General features: G+C 58.0%; 22 protein-coding genes. 15 read left to right on the top strand and 7 right to left on the bottom strand.

What is annotated here, in order from left to right; translation table 11 throughout:
- The first annotated feature begins 110 nt into the window (after positions 1-110).
- On the top strand, positions 111-1,064 hold the full coding sequence (locus OK142_RS24255) for a hypothetical protein (RefSeq protein WP_037093528.1): 954 nt from the start codon (positions 111-113) through the stop codon (positions 1,062-1,064).
- A 63-nt stretch (positions 1,065-1,127) separates the two neighbouring features.
- Here OK142_RS24255 and OK142_RS24250 read toward each other — a convergent pair whose 3' ends face one another.
- On the bottom strand, positions 1,128-2,249 hold the full coding sequence (locus tag OK142_RS24250) for an RHE_PE00001 family protein (protein WP_498685665.1): 1,122 nt from the start codon (positions 2,247-2,249) through the stop codon (positions 1,128-1,130).
- Between the two features lie 198 nt (positions 2,250-2,447).
- Between OK142_RS24250 and OK142_RS24245 the strand changes: the two genes are divergently transcribed.
- A complete protein-coding gene (locus OK142_RS24245; protein WP_498685664.1) occupies positions 2,448-3,593 on the top strand; it encodes a site-specific integrase in 1,146 nt (381 codons plus the stop codon).
- 91 nt (positions 3,594-3,684) lie between these two features.
- On the opposite strand, the gene OK142_RS24240 is transcribed toward OK142_RS24245, so the two are convergent.
- Complete coding sequence (locus OK142_RS24240) at positions 3,685-4,560, bottom strand: hypothetical protein (RefSeq protein WP_498685663.1); 876 nt, start codon at positions 4,558-4,560, stop codon at positions 3,685-3,687.
- Between the two features lie 81 nt (positions 4,561-4,641).
- Between OK142_RS24240 and OK142_RS24235 the strand changes: the two genes are divergently transcribed.
- On the top strand, positions 4,642-5,268 hold the full coding sequence (locus OK142_RS24235) for a hypothetical protein (RefSeq protein ID WP_112934546.1): 627 nt from the start codon (positions 4,642-4,644) through the stop codon (positions 5,266-5,268).
- A 275-nt stretch (positions 5,269-5,543) separates the two neighbouring features.
- Here OK142_RS24235 and OK142_RS24230 read toward each other — a convergent pair whose 3' ends face one another.
- From OK142_RS24230 to repA, 5 genes are all read right to left on the bottom strand, one after another.
- Entirely contained in the window at positions 5,544-6,272 is a 729-nt protein-coding gene (locus OK142_RS24230; RefSeq protein WP_111793708.1) for an HNH endonuclease, read from the bottom strand.
- The gene (locus OK142_RS24225; RefSeq protein WP_336510036.1) at positions 6,269-7,204 is read right to left on the bottom strand and encodes an AAA family ATPase; all 936 of its coding nucleotides are present in this window, start codon (positions 7,202-7,204) and stop codon (positions 6,269-6,271) included. Before OK142_RS24225 ends, OK142_RS24230 begins: the two co-directional genes overlap by 4 nt.
- Before the next feature lie 622 nt (positions 7,205-7,826).
- Positions 7,827-9,044, bottom strand: coding sequence for a plasmid replication protein RepC (repC, locus tag OK142_RS24220; protein ID WP_111793710.1), 1,218 nt, complete (start codon positions 9,042-9,044; stop codon positions 7,827-7,829).
- A gap of 172 nt (positions 9,045-9,216) precedes the next feature.
- Positions 9,217-10,215: a plasmid partitioning protein RepB gene (gene repB, locus OK142_RS24215; RefSeq protein ID WP_498685662.1), complete on the bottom strand. Its 999-nt coding sequence runs from the start codon at positions 10,213-10,215 to the stop codon at positions 9,217-9,219.
- A gap of 84 nt (positions 10,216-10,299) precedes the next feature.
- Entirely contained in the window at positions 10,300-11,496 is a 1,197-nt protein-coding gene (gene repA / locus OK142_RS24210; RefSeq protein WP_111793712.1) for a plasmid partitioning protein RepA, read from the bottom strand.
- Positions 11,497-11,866: 370 nt separating this feature from the next.
- Here repA and traI point away from each other — a divergent pair, with 370 nt between their 5' ends.
- Genes traI through trbI form a run of 12 tightly spaced genes read left to right on the top strand, consistent with a single transcriptional unit; the run spans position 11,867 to position 21,804 of the window.
- Positions 11,867-12,493: an acyl-homoserine-lactone synthase gene (traI, locus tag OK142_RS24205; RefSeq protein ID WP_498685661.1), complete on the top strand. Its 627-nt coding sequence runs from the start codon at positions 11,867-11,869 to the stop codon at positions 12,491-12,493.
- Positions 12,494-12,495: 2 nt separating this feature from the next.
- The gene (gene trbB / locus OK142_RS24200) at positions 12,496-13,467 is read left to right on the top strand and encodes a P-type conjugative transfer ATPase TrbB (RefSeq protein ID WP_498685660.1); all 972 of its coding nucleotides are present in this window, start codon (positions 12,496-12,498) and stop codon (positions 13,465-13,467) included.
- Complete coding sequence (locus OK142_RS24195; RefSeq protein WP_498685659.1) at positions 13,457-13,837, top strand: TrbC/VirB2 family protein; 381 nt, start codon at positions 13,457-13,459, stop codon at positions 13,835-13,837. Before trbB ends, OK142_RS24195 begins: the two co-directional genes overlap by 11 nt.
- The gene (locus tag OK142_RS24190) at positions 13,831-14,118 is read left to right on the top strand and encodes a conjugal transfer protein TrbD (protein ID WP_471889505.1); all 288 of its coding nucleotides are present in this window, start codon (positions 13,831-13,833) and stop codon (positions 14,116-14,118) included. The genes OK142_RS24195 and OK142_RS24190 overlap by 7 nt, the downstream gene beginning before the upstream one ends.
- Positions 14,119-14,128: 10 nt before the next feature.
- The gene (locus tag OK142_RS24185) at positions 14,129-16,585 is read left to right on the top strand and encodes a conjugal transfer protein TrbE (protein WP_498685669.1); all 2,457 of its coding nucleotides are present in this window, start codon (positions 14,129-14,131) and stop codon (positions 16,583-16,585) included.
- Positions 16,557-17,360, top strand: a complete 804-nt coding sequence (gene trbJ, locus OK142_RS24180) for a P-type conjugative transfer protein TrbJ (protein WP_498685658.1) — start codon at positions 16,557-16,559, stop codon at positions 17,358-17,360. Before OK142_RS24185 ends, trbJ begins: the two co-directional genes overlap by 29 nt.
- Positions 17,357-17,557, top strand: a complete 201-nt coding sequence (gene trbK / locus OK142_RS24175; RefSeq protein ID WP_471889442.1) for an entry exclusion protein TrbK — start codon at positions 17,357-17,359, stop codon at positions 17,555-17,557. Before trbJ ends, trbK begins: the two co-directional genes overlap by 4 nt.
- Positions 17,551-18,729: a P-type conjugative transfer protein TrbL gene (gene trbL, locus OK142_RS24170; RefSeq protein ID WP_498685657.1), complete on the top strand. Its 1,179-nt coding sequence runs from the start codon at positions 17,551-17,553 to the stop codon at positions 18,727-18,729. The genes trbK and trbL overlap by 7 nt, the downstream gene beginning before the upstream one ends.
- A 21-nt stretch (positions 18,730-18,750) precedes the next feature.
- Positions 18,751-19,413 (top strand): conjugal transfer protein TrbF, encoded by a 663-nt coding sequence (locus OK142_RS24165; RefSeq protein ID WP_062428114.1) that lies wholly within the window; start codon positions 18,751-18,753, stop codon positions 19,411-19,413.
- 16 nt (positions 19,414-19,429) lie between these two features.
- Positions 19,430-20,242 carry a P-type conjugative transfer protein TrbG gene (trbG, locus tag OK142_RS24160; protein ID WP_498685656.1) on the top strand — a complete coding sequence of 271 codons (813 nt, stop codon included), beginning with the start codon at positions 19,430-19,432 and terminating at the stop codon, positions 20,240-20,242.
- Between the two features lie 3 nt (positions 20,243-20,245).
- Complete coding sequence (gene trbH, locus OK142_RS24155) at positions 20,246-20,683, top strand: conjugal transfer protein TrbH (protein WP_498685655.1); 438 nt, start codon at positions 20,246-20,248, stop codon at positions 20,681-20,683.
- 14 nt (positions 20,684-20,697) lie between these two features.
- Positions 20,698-21,804 (top strand): IncP-type conjugal transfer protein TrbI, encoded by a 1,107-nt coding sequence (gene trbI / locus OK142_RS24150; RefSeq protein ID WP_498685654.1) that lies wholly within the window; start codon positions 20,698-20,700, stop codon positions 21,802-21,804.
- The last annotated feature ends 97 nt before the right edge of the window (positions 21,805-21,901 follow it).

Below are 21,901 nucleotides of genomic sequence, written 5' to 3'. Positions count from 1 at the left end.
CACGTTGGCCGGTGGGAAACCCGGCTCCTCAAACGATAGAGTTGGCGCCCACGACGCAGGTTGTAGATTATGGCTGTAGCAGAACGATTCCTTGCTTCATGAGCTGAACAATGTCCGACGCTTCATACATTGCCTACCGTTGTCCATCCTGCGCCTCGGTTGTCTTCGAAGACTGCGAGCTGCCCTGCTTCGACGAGACGGCTGATTCCAGAGGTGACGCTGTCGACGAAACGGAATGCGTCGGGCAGTGCTCCTGCGGGGAAGAAATTGAGTTCACGATAACCGCATATGGTGCAAACTACTATGAGATCGCCGCCCCGGAAGACCGCGATCTGAAGGTCGCGCTTTATTATCCGCCGACGATCGAGGACGAAGAAGAATACGAGATGTTCCTCCATTCTCCGGAGCTCGACGACCCTTATCGGATTTTCTTGCGATCGTCGTCGGGACTGTCCGGTCTCGCCAGGCTCGAGCTTCCGGTCGAACGGCTTGAACAGTCCCAATACCGGATGCTGTACGCCAACCACATCGCGATCATGGAGGCCTATCTCTGCGATCGCCTAATAGACCTTATATCCTACGACGATGAGGTACTGCGCGAATTCGTGCTCAAGCACCAGCCCTTGAAGTCGATGACGGTGCCTGTCCATTCCGTGCTTGGACATCCTGACATCGCCAGGAAGCAGGCGCTCAAATATCTCCGTGATTTCCTGTATCACAAGCTCGATGCGGTCCAGTCCATCTACAAAGACGCTTTCGGGATTAATGTGTTTGCTAACGCTGCACGGAAAGAGGCCTTGGCCGAGATGATCAAGATCAGGCATGATTTGGTCCATCGCAACGGTCGGAGCAAGGACACCGGCCAGGTGCACACCTTCGAGCCCATTGAGTTGTCCCGCGTTAGCCAAGCGGTCGGTGGCCTTGTGCATGAGATCGAGAATAGCTTGCAGCATCACGTCCGCATGAAGCGTTTTCGGCAGTTTGAAAACCCGCCACAAGACGCAGTGCAGCCGATTGATTTCAACGAGCTGGGCGATGAAGAGGCCGAGGCGGCGCGGGGCTGATCGAAAACTGAATGAAATTGCCGCAGCTGCTGACCGAAGATCTGGGCAGGCCAACGACGGCAACTAGAGAATACCCCATGCCCGAAACCTCCCCCTCCCCGTCATCTCGCGCAAGCCAAGCTCCAAAACAATCCGCCGCGCCGCCTGCGGCGTGACGTCCAGCGTTTTCGCCACCATGCCGGCGGACACCAGCGGTTTGGCCATGACGAGTTCGACCAGTTCCGGCAGCTTTGACGACGCCCGCCGCCCCTCCAGCTTTCGGTCCATCATCGTTTTCACGAGCGTCAGACGGTCATGCTCGTTAATGCCGATCTCGGCGGCCGCCAGAAGGCCGTGCGCGATGGCGAGCAGTCGCGTCTCCCGATCGCGGCTCCGGCGGCGATCGACCCGAATGGTTTTCAGGCCGAGGTTGACGGCGGCGAGATGGGCACCGGTGGTGATACCGGCTTCTCTCAAGATGGAGGCGCAAAGGAGCCGGCCAAGCCACGGCGCGTGCTGCAGCACGGACAGTTCGTTCCAGGTATCAAGGGCAACGATCGCCTGCAGCATCGCCGGCAAATGTTGAGCCTGGCGCAGCACGCCACGCCATTCGTCGAGGCGGGCATCCTCATCCCAGTCGAGATCGTAAATCATCGGATCGGCCGGAGCCCGGCCAGGGTTTCTGGCTCGTTCGATCGCGGCGTCAGAGCGCGCGAGGATCGCATCAATGGCGGCGTAATCGACGCCGTGGAGACTTCCGATGTCGTCGTCATCCACTCCTTCCCCTATTGGAAAGCCCGCGACGACGCGTTTGGTGGTACCAGCTGGATCAACCGCTTCGGCGCCCGTCTGAATGATGTCCGACGTCTGTCGCAAAGTTCGGATACCCTCTGCGGACAAGGCCCAATCCGGCGATTGCCCAGAAATGCGCCGACGGGTGCGCAGCACGTCGCGGGCAATTGTCAGCTCATGCGTCGGTGTGCGAATATCCTTTGTGGCATCGTGGAGGACCAGGTCCTCGATATGGACGAGTTCGCCGTCGATCCACAGCGAGGCGCAGGCGTCGGTGAACTGGGTACGCTCGAGGAAGCCAGCTCCGACGCTCGAGCGGGCGATACGCTCGTCAAGACGGGTGAGCGCGATGCCGGCGCGGAACGCCGGTTCCAAAAGGTTCAAAATTGCCAATCTACCGACATCGTAAGCCATTGATTTTATGGTAAACGATTTGCTAAACGAACTCTAGTTGAATAATCAAGTTCGTCACATGGTATGATTAACGGCTGGGTTTTAAACCATCGATAAGTAAACCTTATCGAGGCTTATTGATTTCGAGTCGCAAATCAGAAAAAGTCGTGTCATTGGACGGTCGAAGCGCCGTCTCGAAGCAACGTTTTGGAGGCGCGCTTGCCATCTTCAAGCCAAAAGTCACCGGTCGAGCGTCGCGCCGAAGAGCTCGACACGATTGCCGCCGTCCTGCCGATGGAGCGGCGTGACGAACTGGCCGAATTGCTTACAGACCGGGATATCCAAACCCTCAAGCATCTGGTCAACGAGGGCATGGGCGAAAACACGCTTCGCGCCCTGACGTCAGATCTTGCTTACCTGCAGGCCTGGTCTCTTGCCGCCACCGGAAAGTCGCTGCCCTGGCCTGCCCCAGAAGCGATGCTTTTGAAATTCGTTGCCCACCACCTGTGGGATCCGGAGAAGCGAAAGTCTGATCCGGACCATGGCATGCCGGAAGCCGTTTCCCAAAACCTCCGCGATCAGGGATTTTTGCGCACCGCCGGGCCGCATGCGCCGGACACCGTGCGCCGACGGCTGGCATCCTGGTCGACGCTGACGAAATGGCGAGGGCTCCCAGGCGCCTTCGCCTCCCCGGCCCTCAAGTCCGCCATCCGCCTCGCCGTCCGGGCGATGCCTCGGCCACGAAAGCGGAAGAGCGCCAAAGCGGTGACCGGCGACGTGTTGGCAAAAATGCTAGCGACCTGCGCTACGGAAAGCCTACGGGACGTCAGGGACCGGGCGATCCTCATGGTCGCGTTTGCCTCCGGCGGCCGTCGGCGTAGCGAGATTGCCGGATTGCGTGTCGAGCAGATCACCGTCGAGCCGCCGATCGAGACCGAAACTGGACCTCACCTCCCCTCTCGCGCCATCCATCTCGGCCGCACCAAAACCTCCGGCGCCGATCACGACGAGGTCGTCTATCTCACCGGCCGGCCGGTCGAGGCGCTTGATGCCTGGATCGCATTGGCAAAAATTGACAGTGGCAGCGTGTTCCGAAAGGTCGATCGCTGGGGCAATGTGTCGAAGCGGGCGTTAGAGGCAGGCGCGGTCAATGCGATTGTCAAGCAGCGGGCGGAGATGGCCGGGTTGGACAGTGAGGAGTTTTCGGCGCACGGGCTGCGATCCGGATACCTAACGGAAGCCGCCAATCTCGGAATTCCACTGCAAGAAGCCATGGAACAGTCACGCCATCGATCAGTGCAGCAGGCGTCTAGTTACTATAACAGTGCGACACGGCGAAATGGACGTGCAGCTCGTATACTCTAACCGAGCCCGCGCGATAATCGTAGCCAATGCCTAACTTGCTGCGTCGCGGCCAGAGGAAATCAGACGTCCGGTATTTTAATATTATTTCCGGTCAGAACCGCATCTTCATTGTTCGAGCCACGCTAAACGGCGGAAAATTCGGCTGTCGGAGCGATCCCTGCATTAGCTCGAAGAACTGGGCCCAAGCAAACCTATTGACGATCTCGGTTGGCCGTTCGAACGTGAATAACTCCAAGCCATCGACATTCCCTGTCACTTTGTATCGTTCAAGAGCCACCGGGGTGATGTAGAGCCGGATCGCATAACGGATGTTGTTCAAGAACTCCGCAATTGTGCTGGCGTGGTAAGCGAGCAGGTGGGTGTGGAACCAATCCCAGCAATCTGGCAGCGCCAAGTAAGCATCGCTCTCATCGATCTCGACGTTGTTATCTCCCAAGATCCTACGGAGGGTATTGGCTTGCCCGGCCAACCGCAGGAAGTTGTGCTTTCCTATATCACCACTCATCCGGATAAAGTCGATCCGTTTGATCCGCAGATCCACCTTCTGACTGATATTGCCGAACCAGACTTCCTCGACGAAAGCATAGGCCTCAAGCCAGTCGCTGAACTCCTGCACGATCCGACTGAGGTGGTCGATTTTCGTTCCGATCAACGGCTTCTCGCAGACGCGCTTTAGATAGTAGAGTGTTGTGTGATCGACTTTGCTGCCATCCTTTGGCGGCTTGGGCAGGTCAAATGGTAGGGGCGAGCCACCCTTACCAGTCACCGGTGACAGAAAATCCCGGAGAAAGGTTCCGAACTGCCGTAAGCTTCCGGCGGTCTGTGGAAGGAGGTTGGTATCAGTACGCTTCTCGTCAAGAGGACAGAAGATGGCGTGATTGACCATATCGTCGACCATGCTGACGACAGCACTGAGGACAATTGCCTCCTGTTCGATTTCAGAGAATGTGCCCGGTTCGATCGTCATTGATACGCCGAAATTGCCAGAAAAATCAGATGGTGCGAATGTGCGGACCACAAGACCACACCGCAAAAAGGAAATCGAGATATGGCACGCCGAAAAATGCCCGTGTCGATGGACCAGCGCGCCGCTTTGCCGCTCGCCGAAGAAAATCCCGACATCGAATACCTTCGGCTAAACAGGCAAGCAATCTGCGAGCGCGAGATTAATGCAGCGATCAGGCTCTTCCTGATCGACGAGGATCCGATCTCGGCGCACGTGCTAGCAAGCGCCGCAACGCACATCATGGAAGCCATCGGCAAAGGTCGCGACGACGTGGGATTGAACAGCGTACGAGCGATGCTGAAGGACGCAGAGGTCCCACCTGATCTTGAACACGAGGTGTTCGCCGGGCTGCGGCATTCCTACAATTTTCTTAAGCACTCATCCTCCGATCTCACGGTCGAGAACGACTTTTCGGTCGACTACATCGTGATGACGATCTACGGCGCTGCCCATAGCTACAAGCTGCTTTTTGAAACCACGACAGCAGAGATGCGGGTGTTCAATGCAATCGTCCAGGCATGGCGACCGCAATGGTGGCAGCACGATCCGAACCTCGACGGAAAAATCGCCGTCGCTCGGCAAATGGGGCTGCTCGGAGCCACACGGCTCGAGTTCTGCGAGATAGGTCGAAGATATCTCAAGCGTGAGTGGGACCAGGAAGGCTCCTGAACAAAAGCTGGCAACCTCCTGGCTGCCTGCTCTCCTGAAATCAGATGGCTGTCCGCGAATGGGTTATAGAGATCGCCGTGTGGAATCGAAGCTCCTGGAGGAGCGCATCATCCGGTAAGGTGATGGCCGGTACCAGACCGGCTAGCTCAAGTCTGAAGGCAAAACCTAGCCAACCGTCTTTGCGAGCGCCGCAATCGACTGTTTTGCAAGCGGCCTACTCGATATTGACGATGTCGTTCCCTTACAACGTCGCCATGGCAAGGCAGAACATCCCCTCATCGTCCCTGGGCACCCTTGAGCTTCCCACGGATAACTTCTGCGGCCATCATATAAACTTGTGAAGGCGAGTTGAATTGCAACTGGGCTGCCAAACCGATGGTTAGGGATATGGGACCCGTTCTCAAAGAAAGCTTTTCTATCGCGGCTCGGTGCTCAAGTCTTCCGACCGAATTGAGCTCTAAGCCTTTGATGGTTCTGTGACCCTTCATTGTGCGCTTCTGGAAAACGTATCCCTTGCGAACGGTGATGTGTTCGCTGAAGGTATCAAGGTGGGGATGGACCCATCGAAAGTCCGCCGAAGACGTGATAGCGACCGGTGCTACATTGCTGACCAATACAGGGCACCTCACCACTTTAGCCGGATTAGGAACATTCTTTGAAGCGCGTCTTGTCAAACGACCACAAAGCAGCGCGTAAGCCTCATTCTTTTTGCCGTTACACGTTGAGCAAGACAGGGCAAGATTGCGGATTTCGAACGCAAAATGCGGCCAAGCTGCCTTCTCTATAAAGTGCTCCAGATGTGTAGCGGGTGGATCCGAGGGGAGCGGCCGTCGGCAATAGCAGCAGAGACCCCGTTGGGTGGATCTGAGTTCAAGTTTCAAAGAAGTTTTGAATGCGGTGACGATCGCCGCCTTACTAGTCCATGGGAGTCCTGCGAACGAAGCCGCGGTAATTCCCAATGCATAGGATGGAGTAGGGTCGATTCTTTCAAAACCGATATTCATTCACCGCCCTCACCTTCCAGCAGGGCGCCTATGACTGTGCGCAAGGGGTCATCCTTCTGCAGAGCCGCGAAAAGATCCCTTAGCTTCGGACGCAATGCCGCGTATTCAGGTGTCCCGGCGAGATCTCGCTCAACTAAGTCGACAGCTTGTTGGACGAGTTCGACCACGTACAGATTTCTACTCGAGGCAATCCCGAACTGGTCGAGCAGAATGCTGTCGCTGGAAGCTCCGAAAGGTGCAGGTTGAGCTGGCGTGACATCTCTGGGAACAGTTAGGTCGACGATCATGCTCCCAGGCTTCGCGCTCGCCACAATGAGTGGAGAGTGCGTAGAAACAACAAGATGGCCGTCTTCCATAACGCGGCATATTTCAAGCAGCGTGGCCATGAACTCTTGTTGCCAATGGGGATGAAGACTGTTCTCGGGCTCGTCAACAAGAACGATGGAGCCAGCGGTCACGGAAAAGCCCAGAGCAAGCAGGCTCGTCAGCATGTGATATTCGCCAGAGCTCAGCTCATAAACCGAGAACTCCTCCTCACCATCGCGCCGAACGGTCGCACGATCGATCACCAAGATATCCAGCATTAGGCCGAGTCTGACCGCGAGGTTCTCCTGCGTGGTGACCGCGCTATTTTTGCTCAGCGTAATTTTGGAGAACTTTCCCCTCCGTTCATCGATAAGTGCGGTCAACACATTGAAGTCGAGGTCTGAGAATTCTTCCCTAACACTTTGCGCGGCTGCCAGCGATATCTCACCGCGAGAATTCGGTTCCCTGTATCCGCTCAGGGCACGCTCAAGAATTTCCCGGGGAGTGATTGAAGGGAACCGCTTTTTGAATCTCTGCTCGTAGCGGATATCGAGCGAGAGAGAAGGATTGAGGCCTGAAAGCGAGAATGCCTTTTCGAAAAATGGATCCAGAAATCGATCGCTCACTGCCGGATTCAGGGCAAAAGTGACTGCTGTCTCTAGTGGCAGTTTCTTACTTAGCAGGTTCGTACCTGCCCGCTGCCCAATGTAGTGATAGTTTGGGACGTCATATTCTGTATTTCGCCCACTGAGCATTTTCGGAGAAGCAAATAACCGGCGCCTCAACTGAGATGCCGGGAACACCGTGGAACGTCACGTTCGCTTTATCGGTTGGCAGAACAATCGCAGATACGAGGTCGCGAAGGACGGAGCTTTTCTGTGACCCGTTCTGTCCAGTGAGCAGTGTCATCTGGAAACCGGGGTCAAGATTGCCGTCGTGAAACTCCAATAGCCGCTGATCGCCCTGACGGGTCAAATATCTCAAGCTACGTATCTTCGGCATCAGAGAGTCCAGCGGTCAAAATTGCAATTATCCTCCTTAACATTGGTAGCTAAGCGCCGCATCCGAGAATTGCTGCCGCCTAAATGGTACTTTCATTTCTATCAGGCCGAGGACGAGATCGGCTCCCGTTGCCCCCTGTATCATTTCACCTGCACCGAGTGTTACGAATGAGTTGCCAGCCGGAAACTTTTGGATATTATCCATTTTTTTCAATATGTTACGATCTTTGTTACGTAATCCCCATGGTTATGCCGATGACCGGGTAAGTTCGGAATTTGCCCTCAGCTGCGCGAACAGCATTGGCCCAAGCGAAAATTCCCCACGCCGCGCCTTCGCGGTCAGATCCCGCAGATAGCCCCCAGCCGAATTGATATGGCCTGCCCGTTCGTAGATGCAGCCGATCGCTATTGCCGCGCCAGCTTGCCCCATCACCTCACAGCATTCTTCGTAGGCGGACGGGCTGACACCAAGCATGGATTTAACCGTAACCGCGGCCGACATCAGCTCGCGCCAACTCCCGATGGACCCGCCAGGCCCAAAGTTTGAGATTTCGGGGCAGGCGCGTAGCACCATCGATAACGGGAACACCTCCGGTTCGCCATTCCGTTTCGGCCGTTTCGTTGGCTCTGACTTTTCGCCCTGCTTCTTTTCGAAGCGAGGTTCAAGTTCATTGAAAGATTCGGTATTTGAATTCTGTATGTGGCATCCAGATGCGATGTCATTGCCATCGCTTTTTTTGGTTTTTTCCTGAGTTTCCAGCATCCTGGAGACTTCTTCATGCAACAGAGACATTTCGTCGAGGCTTGCAGTCAAATCCTTCAACGTCGGGTGCCGAACGAAACGTCCAACGATCTCGACAAAACGGGCCTCCGCAGCCGCCCAATCACCAGGGAGATTTTCTTCCATCCCTACAGTGATGAGCTTGCGAACGTCCCGGCGAACGATTGTGAGACGGTCCTTCGTAATGCGGAAACGGCGCCGCTCTGCGGCAACATCCTGGGCGAGGGATGCAAACTCGCTCGCTCGCGCGATCAGAGGCGCCAAGCTGAAACCGTATGCGTCCTCAATACTGCCTTCGTTTCCCTTGCGGGCATAGCGTTTGCCGTTTGGGCTATCCTTTCTGATGATGATCCCAGCGTCTACGAGCATTCGCAGGCACTTACGAAGCGTCGTTCCCGCGATACCGTTGGAACGGGCAGACAACTGGGCATTCGACGGAAACACGATAAGATTCTTATCGTGGCAAAGCTCGGCTCCCGGATGGAAGGAAAGGAGGGCGTTCAATACCGCAAGCGCACGGTCCTGAAGGCCAAGGCGCGAGCGGGCGTCACCGACGTCGCGAAACACTCGCCATTTGTCGATTGACCTCGTCAACTCGGCCTGTTCCGTCTCTACCTGCCTCTTCACCAAGGCAAGCGTCATCGGCCGCCGCCCAAAGGGCGTCGTTATGTATCCCGTTTCCATGTTCTCACCTTTCACAAGGCAAAGAAAAGGCTACGCCAGTGTGGCGCTGACTCTTGACTGTGATTCCGGGAAGTGCGATTCTCTAAGCGACCAAACTGAGAGAGGCCTTCTGGAACACCGTTTCGGAGGGCTTTTTCTTTGCTCTAACGATCCTTTCCTCGTTGGGTCCGAACTACTGCTTCGTTTTCTTGAACGAGGCGTAGATTTCCGGGAGCATCGACATCAGGTAGTCCCCGAATTCTGGGGCAGCCTTTTTGTCGATTATCAATGTCAGTGTGCGCTTGTCCTGGCGGAAGCTTGCGGCCTTTACGCCGTCATCAGCCTGCCAAGTCGTCGCAGCGGATTTCTCTTTCTTGACCTTTTTGGGCGCGGCAAGCTCAAAAATCCGCGCGAAACGTTCGTCCGAGGGGAGGGCTTTCACTTCCTCATCGGACAGCAGCGCTCGAGCCCTATCCGCGGCGTCATCCTTGCTCAGCCGTGTACCCAGTTCACCCCACCTGTCGCGGCCCGTCTTCGGGGCCGCGCCAATGCCACGGATAATATCGGCCGGCAACTGGGTAGCCGCTTGGATCAAGCGAGACAGATTGCTTTTGTCGACCGCAAGGGCAGCCATAATCACCGGCCGTTGAAACCCCTTTGCTTCGAGTTCGGCCGCGTAAAGCGCGCGTTCGATGAAAGAGAGATCCTGGCGAGCGCTGTTCTCTTGGCCTTGAGCCAAAACAAGCTCATCGTCCGTCATCGTCCTGACAGCCGCTTTCACTTTAAGCCCAGCAGCCTTGACTGCACGAAGGCGCCGACGTCCGTAGGCGATTTGATAGCGTCCATCGATGGACGGGTGAGGGCGGACGAGAATTGGAACTTGCTGCCCGTTCTCCCGGATGTTGCGCGCAAATTCCTCGAACTGCTCGCCATCTTCGTCAAGCCGATCGATCACAGACGGAGAATCAATGAGATCTGGGTCAAGATCGGTAAGCGACTGAGACTTCAAAAGCTCAATCGAACGAGAAACAGCACCGATTGCTCCACGAGGTGCATATTGAGGCGTGACTGGATCCTGAACCGTAGCTTCACCCTCGCCAGCACTCTGTGCCTTGGGTCCCGCAAGATCGGAAAGAAGGTGTTTCCTAGCCATTTTTTGTCCCTCTCTTCTCAGCTTCAATTGCCAAGTCACCTATGGTTTCCAGGCGATTGAGCGCGAAGTTTCCGGCTGGCAACTTTTCTGCAGATGCGCAGGTCACATTGGTCAAGGTCGACATTATTTTCGCCCCCATGACGACTGGATCAACTGCTCGATTTCATTGTTTACGTTGTCGAGCGATTCCATCGCTCGGTCATATGTTGCTCTCGTAAACTGATCGCGGCTAACCTCGTACAGGGTCTGTTTGGTGATCCCAGCGTCGGAAATCGCGGTGCTCTTGAGCATCGGGTGATTGAGAACGTGGTCGCCGAACATCGTTCGCATGAACGAGACCATCTGGTTTTGCGGGCCATCGCCAGGCTCGTAGCGGGTCACAAGATAGCGCATCCAGTCGTAATTCATGCTGCCACCTGCGTCCGCGACGACGCTCAAGAGCTCCGAAGTCATCAGCAGGAACTGACACATCGACATGACATCCAACATCTGCGGGTGCACAGTCACGAGAACAGCTGTCGCGGCACAAAGTGCCGATATCGTCAGGAAGCCCAGCTGGGGGGGGCAATCCACCACAACGACGTCGTAGTCATCGGCCACTGACGAGATTGCTTCGTCCATGCGCGTGAAGAAGATGTTCTTGCGATCATTCGAGCCCAGAACCTTCGCGGTATCGTGCTCAAACTCCATGAGCTCCAAATTACCCGGCACGAGATCTAGATTGGTGAAGTAGGTTTTCTTGATGACCTCCTTCAACGGGCGTCGTTCACTGTCGTAGCGCACCGCGCCATAGAGTGTCTCGTTGTCCTTGACGTCAAACTCAGGTTGGAAACCGTGGAGCGCGGACATACTCGCCTGCGGATCAAGATCAATCGCAAGCACTCGATATCCGTTCAACGCCAGGAATTGAGCGAGATGGGCGGCGGTTGTCGTCTTGCCGGAGCCACCCTTGAAATTGACGGCAGTTATAACCTGAAGGTGTTCGCGTCCGCTCCGGCGAGGTGAATATCGTCGATCGCCCTTTCCGTTCTCATCGAGATACTCGCGGAGAGCCTGGATCGTCTCGACCGAATAGGATCGGCGATTGTTGTTCCCGATTTCAGGCTGGGGTCCTTTTCCTTCAAGGGACAAGTGGCGGAGATAGCCGTCGTTGATTCCAATCAGCTTTGCGGCCTCGGTTGACGAGAACGAACGAAGCGTCTTTCGAGCCTCAGGCGGGTACAACTTCACACGATGTTCGTGAAGCGCCCCCGACAGATCTCGCGCATGGGCGGCTATCAGTTTATGGATAGCTTTCTGAAGCTGAGCGGGATTCTCCACGACGTCCTCTCGTACACACGGTAATTTTCGTAAACACAGCGATTTGCCGTGGATAGGTCAACCGATTCCATTGGGTTTTGCAAGATATTTAAAGTTAATCAATAGTTAACGCGGCCATCTCCTGCCACTGTCGGAGGAGAAAAAATCGGCAGATTTCGTTTATGAATCGGCAGGTTAGCGATGAACAATGCTGGGTTGGAAACACAGCGCCACTAACACTTTTGTTAGTGCTTCGATGACTTCTTTGTTTGCAAAAAGGCGGTCGGAGGGGCTGGCATGCAGAATCACTCGCTAACACTTTTGGCAGTAGATCGAACTCCTTAGCCCCGTAAAACCTCCTTGCGTCACCAACGCAAGGGAGATTTGCTCGATGCGCGTCGTCGCCATCAAGAACCCAAAGAGCGAAACTGAGCGCCGCCTCATAAACGAAATGCACCGGCTCCGCGCCCGCATTTTCCGCGGTCGCCTGGCATGGACAGTTCGTTGCACCTCCGGTCTCGAGATCGACGGTTTCGACAAGCTAGGCCCGACATACGTCCTATGCATTGACCGTTCCGAGGCGGTGATTGGATGCGCTCGCCTCTTACCGGCAACCGGCGGCACGATGCTGGAGAAGGTATTTCCGCAACTCCTGGAGACGGGACAACTCCCTACGCACCATCGCATGGTCGAGAGCTCCCGATTTTGCGTGGACACAAATGCGGCTGCCGAGCGGGAGCACGCGGGCCTGCATTCGGCGACCCTCGCAATGTTCGCCGGTATCGTCGAGTGGAGTGTCCTCAATGGCTACCGAGAAATCGTAACCGCCACGGATGTCAGACTCGAGCGCATCCTCCGTCGGGCCGGTTGGCCGCTAAGCCGCCTCGGCCCACCTGCCCAGATCAACGAAACGAAGAGCGTCGCCGGCCTGCTCCCCGCAGACTGGGTGAGCTTCGATCGACTTCGCCCCAGCATCTACTCGTCGAGTTTCTCTCACCATCAGAAGGAAGCGGCCTGATCATGCTTAGCACCCAAAACCGCTCACTCCCCCGTCTTGTCAGCAAGCTGCAAAACGCACTGGGAGATCATCTGTGCGTCGCGCTCGAAGACCCAAGCGTCGTCGAAATCATGCTCAATCCTGATGGTCGCCTGTTCATCGAAAGGCTCGGCCACGGCATGGCCGCAGCTGGCGAAATGACACGCTCTGCCGCCGAAACCGTCATCGGCAGCGTCGCCCATGTCCTGAACTCGGAGGTCGACGACGATCGCCCTATCGTTTCAGGCGAGCTGCCGATCGGCGGGCACCGCTTCGAGGGATTGCTGCCGCCGGTGGTTTCCGGGCCATCGTTCACGATCCGGCGTCGTGCGTCGCGCCTCATTCCCCTCGACGATTATGTGTCGAGCAAGGTGATGACGGCAAAGCATGCCGAGGTCATTCGAAGCGCAATAGCATCAAAGCTCAATATCCTCGTTGCTGGCGGCACGGGTTCCGGCAAGACCACCCTCACAAATGCGATCCTTGCGGAGATCGTATCGAGTTCCCCCGACGATCGGCTCGTCATTCTTGAAGACACCGCTGAGATCCAGTGCGCTGCGGATAACGCAGTCAGCCTGCACACCAGCGACGCGGTCGACATGTCGCGTCTCCTGAAGAGCACGATGCGCCTCCGACCGGATCGGATCATCGTCGGCGAGGTCCGCGACGGCGCAGCGCTCACCATGCTGAAGGCTTGGAATACGGGACACCCCGGAGGAGTCGCGACGATCCACTCCAACAGCGCACGCTCTGCACTACAGCGCCTCGAGCAGCTGACCGCCGAGGCCAGCCATCAGCCGATGCAGGCTGTCATCGGAGACGCCGTCGATCTGATCATCTCGATCGAGCGAACGGCCAAGGGCCGGCGCATCAGCGAAATTCTTCACGTCACCCGCTTTGCAGGCGGCCAGTACCAGACGGAACCCTATGCAGAGGAGAGCCGAGATGCAGCATAAGAGATCACTCCTGGCCTTTGCTGTGATAGCTTTCTCGATTATCGCCGCTGCGTCGCCTGCTTTCGCCAGCTCCGGCGGCAGTCTTCCATGGGAAGGGCCGCTCGAGCAGATCCAGGAATCCATCACTGGACCTGTCGCCGGCTACATCGCCCTCGCGGCCGTCGCCATTGCCGGCGGGATGCTGATCTTCGGCGGCGAGCTGAACGATTTCGCTCGCAGGCTGATGTATGTCGTCCTGGTCGCCGGCATTCTGCTGGGTGCGACGACGATCGTCGGCCTCTTTGGCGCCACCGGTGCATCGATCGGCCTGCCAACGGATCAAGTCACGCAAGTTGTTTCAGATGATGAAGCGGGGGAGGGGGCATCGTGAGCCTCCACCGCAATCGCATTCATCGCGCGCTGTCGCGTCCAAACCTCCTGATGGGCGCCGACCGCGAGCTTGTGCTGATCACCGGGCTTGCGGCCGTGATCCTGATCTTCGTCGTCCTGACGGTCTACTCGGCGCTATTCGGTGTGGCCGTCTGGATCGTCATCGTCGGTCTGCTTCGCATGATGGCCAAATCCGACCCGCTGATGCGGCAGGTCTATGCCCGCCACATTTCATACAAGCCCCACTACCGGCCGACGGCCGCGCCGTGGCGAAGATACTAGAGGTGTGATGATGGCTGCCCTCAAACGTTTCCGCGCGACAGGTCCCTCGTTCGCTGATCTCGTTCCCTATGCCGGCTTGGTCGACAACGGCGTCCTGCTCCTGAAGGACGGCAGCCTGATGGCCGGCTGGTACTTCGCGGGTCCGGACTCCGAAAGCGCCACCGACCTTGAACGCAACGAGCTCTCCCGGCAGATCAATGCGATCCTGTCGCGTCTGGGGACGGGCTGGATGATTCAGGTCGAGGCGATCCGGGTGCCGACGGTCGAGTATCCCACGCCGGGCCAGTGCTATTTTCCGGACCCTGTCACCCGTGCGATCGATGCGGAGCGCCGGGCCCATTTCGGGCGCGAGCAGGGGCATTTCGAGAGCAAGCACGCGATCATTCTGACCCACCGGCCACTCGAGTCGAAGAAGACGGCGCTCAGCAAGTACATCTATTCGGACGAGGAGAGCCGTAAGAAATCCTATGCGGACACTGTCCTGTTCGTGTTCCGCAATGCGATCCGGGAAATCGAACAATACCTTGCCAACACCCTGTCGATTGCCCGCATGCATACCCGCGAGGTCCGCGAAAGGGGAGGGGAGCGGGTCGCGCGCTATGACGACCTCCTGCAGTTCGTGCGATTTTGCATTACGGGGGAGAGCCATCCCGTTCGCTTGCCTGATGTCCCAATGTATCTCGACTGGCTGGCGACGGCGGAGCTGGAGCATGGTCTGACTCCGAAGGTCGAGAACCGGTTCCTCGCCGTGGTCGCTATCGATGGCTTACCGGCGGAAAGCTGGCCCGGCATCCTCAACAATCTCGATCTGATGCCGCTGACCTACCGCTGGTCGTCGCGGTTCATCTTCCTCGATGCGGAAGAGGCGCGCCAGAAGCTCGAACGGACCCGGAAGAAATGGCAGCAGAAGGTTCGCCCCTTTTTCGATCAGCTCTTCCAGACGCAGAGCAGATCGGTCGATCAAGACGCCATGACCATGGTCGCGGAAACCGAGGACGCTATAGCACAGGCCTCGTCCCAGCTTGTCGCATACGGCTACTATACACCCGTCGTGATCCTGTTCGATGAAGACCGCGACGCCCTGCAGGAGAAGGCGGAGGCCATCCGTCGACTGGTCCAGGCGGAGGGCTTCGGTGCACGCGTCGAGACCCTGAACGCAACAGATGCCTTTCTCGGCAGCCTGCCGGGAAACTGGTACGCCAATATCCGCGAACCGCTGATCAATACGAGCAATCTGGCGGACCTCGTACCGCTGAACTCGGTCTGGTCGGGCAATCCGGTGGCGCCGTGCCCGTTCTATCCGCCGAACTCGCCGCCACTGATGCAGGTTGCCTCAGGCTCAACGCCGTTTCGCCTCAACCTACATGTCGACGATGTCGGCCACACCCTGATATTTGGACCGACGGGCTCGGGTAAATCGACCCTTCTCGCTCTGATCGCGGCACAATTCCGCCGATACGAGTTCGCGCAGATCTTTGCCTTCGACAAGGGCAACTCGCTCCTCCCGCTGACGCTCGCTGCCGGCGGCGATCACTATGAAATCGGCAATGACCAGAACGGGGAGGGGAGAGCGCTGGCGTTCTGCCCGCTCTTCGATCTTTCAACAGATGGCGACCGGGCCTGGGCGACCGAATGGATCGAGATGCTCGTCGCCCTGCAGGGCGTCACCATCACGCCCGATCATCGTAATGCAATCTCACGCCAGATCGGGCTGATGGCGACAGCGCCCGGAAAGTCGCTGTCGGACTTTGTCAGCGGCGTGCAGATGCGCGAGATCAAGGATGCGCTCCATCATTATACCGTCGACGGCCCTATGGGCCAGCTCCTCGACGCGGAAGAGGACGGCCTGACACTCCGGGCGTTTCAGTGCTTCGAGATCGAGCAACTCATGAACATGGGCGAGCGTAATCTCGTGCCCGTCCTCACCTACCTCTTCCACCGGATCGAGAAGCGGCTGGACGGCTCGCCTAGCCTGATACTGCTCGACGAGGCGTGGCTGATGCTCGGGCATCCGGTCTTTCGTGACAAGATCCGGGAATGGCTGAAGGTGCTGCGGAAAGCCAATTGCGCTGTGGTACTCGCGACCCAATCGATCTCCGACGCCGAGCGCTCGGGCATCATCGACGTGCTGAAAGAATCCTGCCCGACGAAGATCTGCCTCCCGAACGGCGCCGCACGCGAGCCAGGGACGCGCGAGTTCTATGAGCGGATCGGGTTCAACGAGCGCCAGATCGAGATCGTCTCGGGCGCCATCCCGAAGCGTGAATATTACGTCGCCACGCCAGACGGACGGCGGCTCTTCGACATGTCACTCGGGCCAGTGGCGCTGAGCTTTGTGGGCGCATCCGGAAAGGAAGACCTGAAGCGGATCCGCACGCTGAAGGCGGAATACGGCCAGGACTGGCCAACCCATTGGCTTCAATCGAGAGGAGTTCACGATGCCACGTCGCACCTCAATGTCCAGTAACTGGTTGGTCGCAACGATAGCCGCAGCAATCGCACTGTCGCCGATTTCTTCCGCCCATGCCGGATCTGCAACGGGCGCTGCCACCGAATGGACGCAGCTTGCCAACAATGCCCAGCTCATCGACCTCCTCAAAAGCTCAGGTCTGCAGGTCGATAACCAGCTGACGCAGATCACCCAGCTCGCGGAACAGATTCAAAACCAGCTGAAGATCTACGAGAACATGCTGCAGAACACGGCGCAGCTCCCTGATCATATCTGGGGCCAGGTCGAAAGCGATCTCAACCGTCTGCGAAGCATTGTTGAGCAAGGGCAGAGCATCTCGTTTTCGATGGGCAATGCCGACGACGTGCTTCAGCAGCGGTTCAAGAGCTATGCGGATCTGAAGACCAATCTGCCCAATGCTGAATCGTTCTCGAGCACCTATCAATCCTGGTCTGACACGAACAGGGACACGATCGGCAGCACGCTGAAGGCCGCGAGCCTCACGGCAGACCAGTTTGACACCGAGGAAGGCACGATGAGTTCGCTGCGATCCATGTCAGAGTCGGCCGACGGCCAGATGAAGGCCCTCCAGGTCGGCCACCAGATCGCCGCCCAGCAGGTTTCCCAGATGCAGAAGCTGCGTGGTCTTGTCTCGCAGCAGATGACGATGATGGGCACGTGGCTCCAGACCGAGCAGACGGACAAGGATCTCGCGCAGGCCCGGCGTGAGAAATTCTTCAATGCCGACGTTTCCACGATTCCGAGCGGCCAGAAGATGGAGCCACGCTGGTGAGCCGGCCGATCCTGATCGTCATGGTGCTGGTCATGGTCGCTGCGGCGACCTCCGGTGCCACTTTCTATTTCGTCCGGGCCGATGCCCCAACAACAGGGATGAGCGACGAGCAACGCGCCATCCGCGAGAAGTTCTTCGGCACAGCCAAGGAGCTTCCCCCGATCGAAAAAGGCCAGGAGATGCGGCCGCGATGGTGAAGCAAAACGTTGAGCGGGCTCTCTTACTCGGAGGCATAGCCTGCCTAGTCCTGGCCACTCCCGCGTTCGCACAGCAAGGACAGGTCCTGACGGAACTCGAGAACCAAGTCTCTGCTGCCGCGAAGGGATGGGAGACCACCATCATGGACGCGGCACGGTCGCTGTTCTGGATCCTCGCCGGGATCGAGGTCGGCATCGCCGCAGTCTGGCTTGCCATCCAGGCCGCATCCCTTGAAAGCTGGTTCGCCGAACTCGTCCGACGAATCATGTTCATCGGCTTCTTCGCGTTCGTTCTCACCCAGGGGCCAACGCTTGCGAGGGATGTCGTCAACAGTCTCTATCAGATTGGCGCGGGCGGCGGATCCGCCTCTCCGGCCGAGGTGTTCGATGCCGGTATACGGGTCGCTTCACAGATGTCCGAACAGGCCAAGTTCGGGGTGTTCGAGGACAACGCGCTTGCGATCGCCGCCGTTCTGGCGATGGGGGTCGTCGTGATTTGCTTCTCGCTCGTTGCCGCGATCTTCGTTGCGGTCATGGTGGAGATGTATGTGGGGCTGCTCGCGGGCATGATCATGCTCGGCTTGGGTGGCTCGTCCTTTACGAAGGATTTTGCCGTCCGCTATCTGGTCTATGCCTTCGGGGTCGGCATGAAGCTCATGGCACTGGTCATGATCGCGAAAATCGGCTCGGAAGTCCTTCTCCGCCTGGCGCAGGCACCGACAGCTGAGTCTGATCAGTTCATCACCACTTTGGCGATCGCCGGCATATCGGTCGTCGTGTTTATCATCTCCATGTATGTGCCAACGATTATCCAGGGCGTCGTTCAAGGAGCGTCTGTCTCTGGCGGCATGGAAGCCATCCGCCATGGGGGGCAGACCGCATCATTTACACTTGGAGCAGCGTCGCTCGCGGCGGGCGCGGTCGGAGCCGGCGCCGCAGCGGCTCAGGCAGCACGCGCAGCAGGCTCTTCATTTGCCGGCGCAGCACTTCGCGGGATGGGAGCCGGAATCGGGTCCGCCGGTAAAGCAGCCGGGTCGGCAGCCAAGGAAAAGGCGATCGGTTCGCCCGGAGCCTATGCCGGATCGATCATGGGGCTTGCCAACGCCAAGCTCGACCGGAGCCGCACGGGTCAAGTCGTCCCCAAAACGCCGCCGGAACGAAACGACAAGTAATCATCAGAAAGGCAGAAAGCGATGGCAGCAAACCGGCCACCCGACAGCCCTTACCTTGCCGCGCGGCAGGAATGGACCGAACGATATGGATCCTATGTCCAGGCGGCGCGCGCGTGGCGCATCGTCGGCATTCTTGGACTATCAATGGCCGTCATCGGATTTACCTATGCCATGTATCTCAGCACGCAGGTCAAACTCGTGCCGTACATTGTCGAGGTCGACAAGCTCGGCACTTCGGTGACGGCAGGCTTCCCCCAGCAGATCGAGTACGCTGATGCCCGCGTCGTCCGCGCGACACTCGGCAACTTCATCACCAGCTTGAAGTCGATCACCCCCGACGCGGTGGTACAGAAGCAATATATCGACCGGACCTATGCGCTTCTCAGGACGTCCGATCCCTCGACCCAGAAAATCAATGCCTGGTTTCGCGGGAATTCACCATTCGAGAAGGCGAAGACATCGACCGTTGCCATCGAGGTCAATAACATTGTCGCGCTGTCCAACCAGACCTACCAGATCGACTGGACGGAATACGAACGTGACCGTAAGGGCAAAGAAACCGGCACGCGCCGGTTCCGCGGCATCGCGACGGTCGCGCTGACGGCGCCACAAGATGAGGCGATCATCCGCCTCAACCCGATCGGTCTTTATGTCCAGGACTTCGACTGGACCGCACAGCTTTAAGGGCAGGGGTATTCACATGCACAAAACAGGATTGATCGCGGCCGTCGGCTGCATGGCGGGGCTCGTCCTTGCGGATTGCGCTGTTGCGCAAAGCATGACGTCGAACGAGGTGAAGGGGACCAACATCTCGCGGAAGTGGCGGGGAACGCCCGGCCTGGTGACGACCGGGCCAGATGGAAAAGTGATCTTTCTGTTCGGCGAAACCCAGCCTTCGGTTATTTGCTCGCCGCTTCAGGTTTGCGATATCGAATTGCAGGGCGGCGAAATCGTCCGCGACGTGCTTGTCGGTGACACGGTCCGTTGGAAAGTCGAACCGGCGACGTCGGGGGCAACCGGCGGGCAGGCAATCCACCTGATCGTAAAGCCGTCGGAGGCCGGCCTCGTCACATCGATGGTCGTCACGACGTCCCGGCGCACCTATCACATCCAGCTCAAATCCCATCCCAGCCAGTACATGGCCCGGATCGGCTTCGAGTATCCGGAGGATGCGTCGACCAAACTGGCCGATATCAATGCCCGGCTTGAGACTGGCGGCATTCCGGGAACCGCTCCGGACAAGCTGAACTTCTCCTATTCAGTCAGTGGCGGCGCTTCGTGGCGTCCGAAGCGCGTCTACTCCGACGGCACCAAAACCTACATCCAGTTTCCTCGGTCCATCTCCGGGCAGGACGCGCCGGTGCTGTTCGTCGTCAGCGGCGGCCAGAACCGTATCGTCAATTACCGCATGAAGAACGACATGATGATCGTCGACTACGCCGTCGACAAGGCCGTGCTCGTCTCCGGGGTGGGTTGGCGCCAGCAGAAAATTACGATCCGGCGGGGAGGCTGATCAATGAAGAAGACAATCGCCACCGTCATCATCACTGCCATCCTTTCCGGTTGCCAAACTGCGGATGACACGGTGACCACCAGTTCCACCCCAATCGCCGTTACTGGCGCCACCGCGAGCGCGATCGCCGGCGATATGGCAAGCCGCCTCGCCGAACAGGTTGGACCTGCCGGCACCACGACGCTCAAAATGGACAAGGACACCTCAGAATACGCCGCCGCTCTTGAGGCCGCACTGAGGGGATGGGGATACACTGTCATCGCCGACGGCAAGGTCGGAAAGGATCAGAAACCCGTCGAGATCGCATGGTCGGTCGACAGCTTCGACGGACAGGTCCTGGCGCGAGTCAGCACGCCGGCCATCGCGCTCGGGCGCGCCTACACGGCGACGTCAGCCGGCGCGACGCCGGCAAGTCCGCTTTCGGTCATGCAGCGAAACTAAGGGGAGGAGAGACCATGGTTCAATCGCTCCAGCTCGGCGCGGCGGGTAATGCTGACGATCAACAAAGTATGCGTCGCCTCAATCGTCTGCCGATCATCGTCGCGATCGTCATCATCGTGCTGTTCTTCGGCGTCGTCATCGTCGGCCTGTCGTGGCGCGGTCTCTCCTTCAACCGTGAAAGTGAGCTCGACACTACCTCCGCGTCACCGGCGACCACGTTTGGCGATCAACTGAAACGAGGCGTGACGGACGGGATCATAGGCGAGCCGGAGCAACGCGAAGTGTTTCAGCCGACGCCGGTCGTTGTCGAACGCGAGCCGGTGAGAGAGGCCGTCGTAGAGCGGCAGAATGAAGTCCGGACGGAACGGCGATCGCAGCTCGAACCCGAAGCCGAGTGGAAGGCGCGGCTCAAGCGGGAACAGGACGAGCAGATCCTTCGCGAGGCGCAACGTCAGAGAATGGCGAGCCTCCAGGCGCGGGCGACCGCGCTCGATTCCCCACTCAAAGTCGATGTTTCCGAGGTCCAGAAGAGCGCTTCCGAAAGCAAGACGGACGCCCGTCAACCGCTCAATGCCACGACGAACAGTGCATCCGATCTCTACAGCGCTGCGATGAAGTCCGGATTGCTCGGACAGAACGTCGATCAGAACGGGCAGACGTCGAAGGAGGATTTTTTCAATCAGGACATCAAGGATCTTGGCTACCTGCCGAACCAGGTCGTCCCGCAGCTCTCGCCCTACGAGTTGAAGCGTGGATCGGTGATCCCGGCCACAATGATCACCGGCTTGAACTCGGATCTTCCAGGCAGGATTTCGGCACAGGTTAGCCAGAACGTCTATGACAGCGCCACCGGCTACCGGTTGCTCATTCCGCAGGGCGCGAAGCTGTTTGGCCGCTACGATTCCAAGGTGTCATTCGGGCAGGAGCGCGTGCTGGTCGTTTGGACCGACCTGATTTTCCCGAACGGCTCGACACTTCAGATCGGCGGCATGTCCGGCACGGATGCCGAGGGCTATGGTGGTTTCAAGGACAAGGTCGATCGGCATCTCTGGCGAACGTTCGGCTCTGCGGCACTTGTCGCCATCATCGGCACGGGGATAGAGGTGGCTCGGTTTGTCTGAACAGTTTCGGGCTTTTTGTTAAGTGGATTTCCGCCTCGATTATGCTGCCACCATCATTGGTGCCAGCGCGTTGAAGTAAGCCTGATCCGGCGTCTGC

The sequence above is a fragment of the Agrobacterium sp. BT-220-3 genome, assembly GCF_025910175.1.
GTDB classification, from domain to species: Bacteria; Pseudomonadota; Alphaproteobacteria; order Rhizobiales; family Rhizobiaceae; genus Agrobacterium; species Agrobacterium oryzihabitans.
This window is presented reverse-complemented; position numbering and strand designations above follow the sequence as displayed.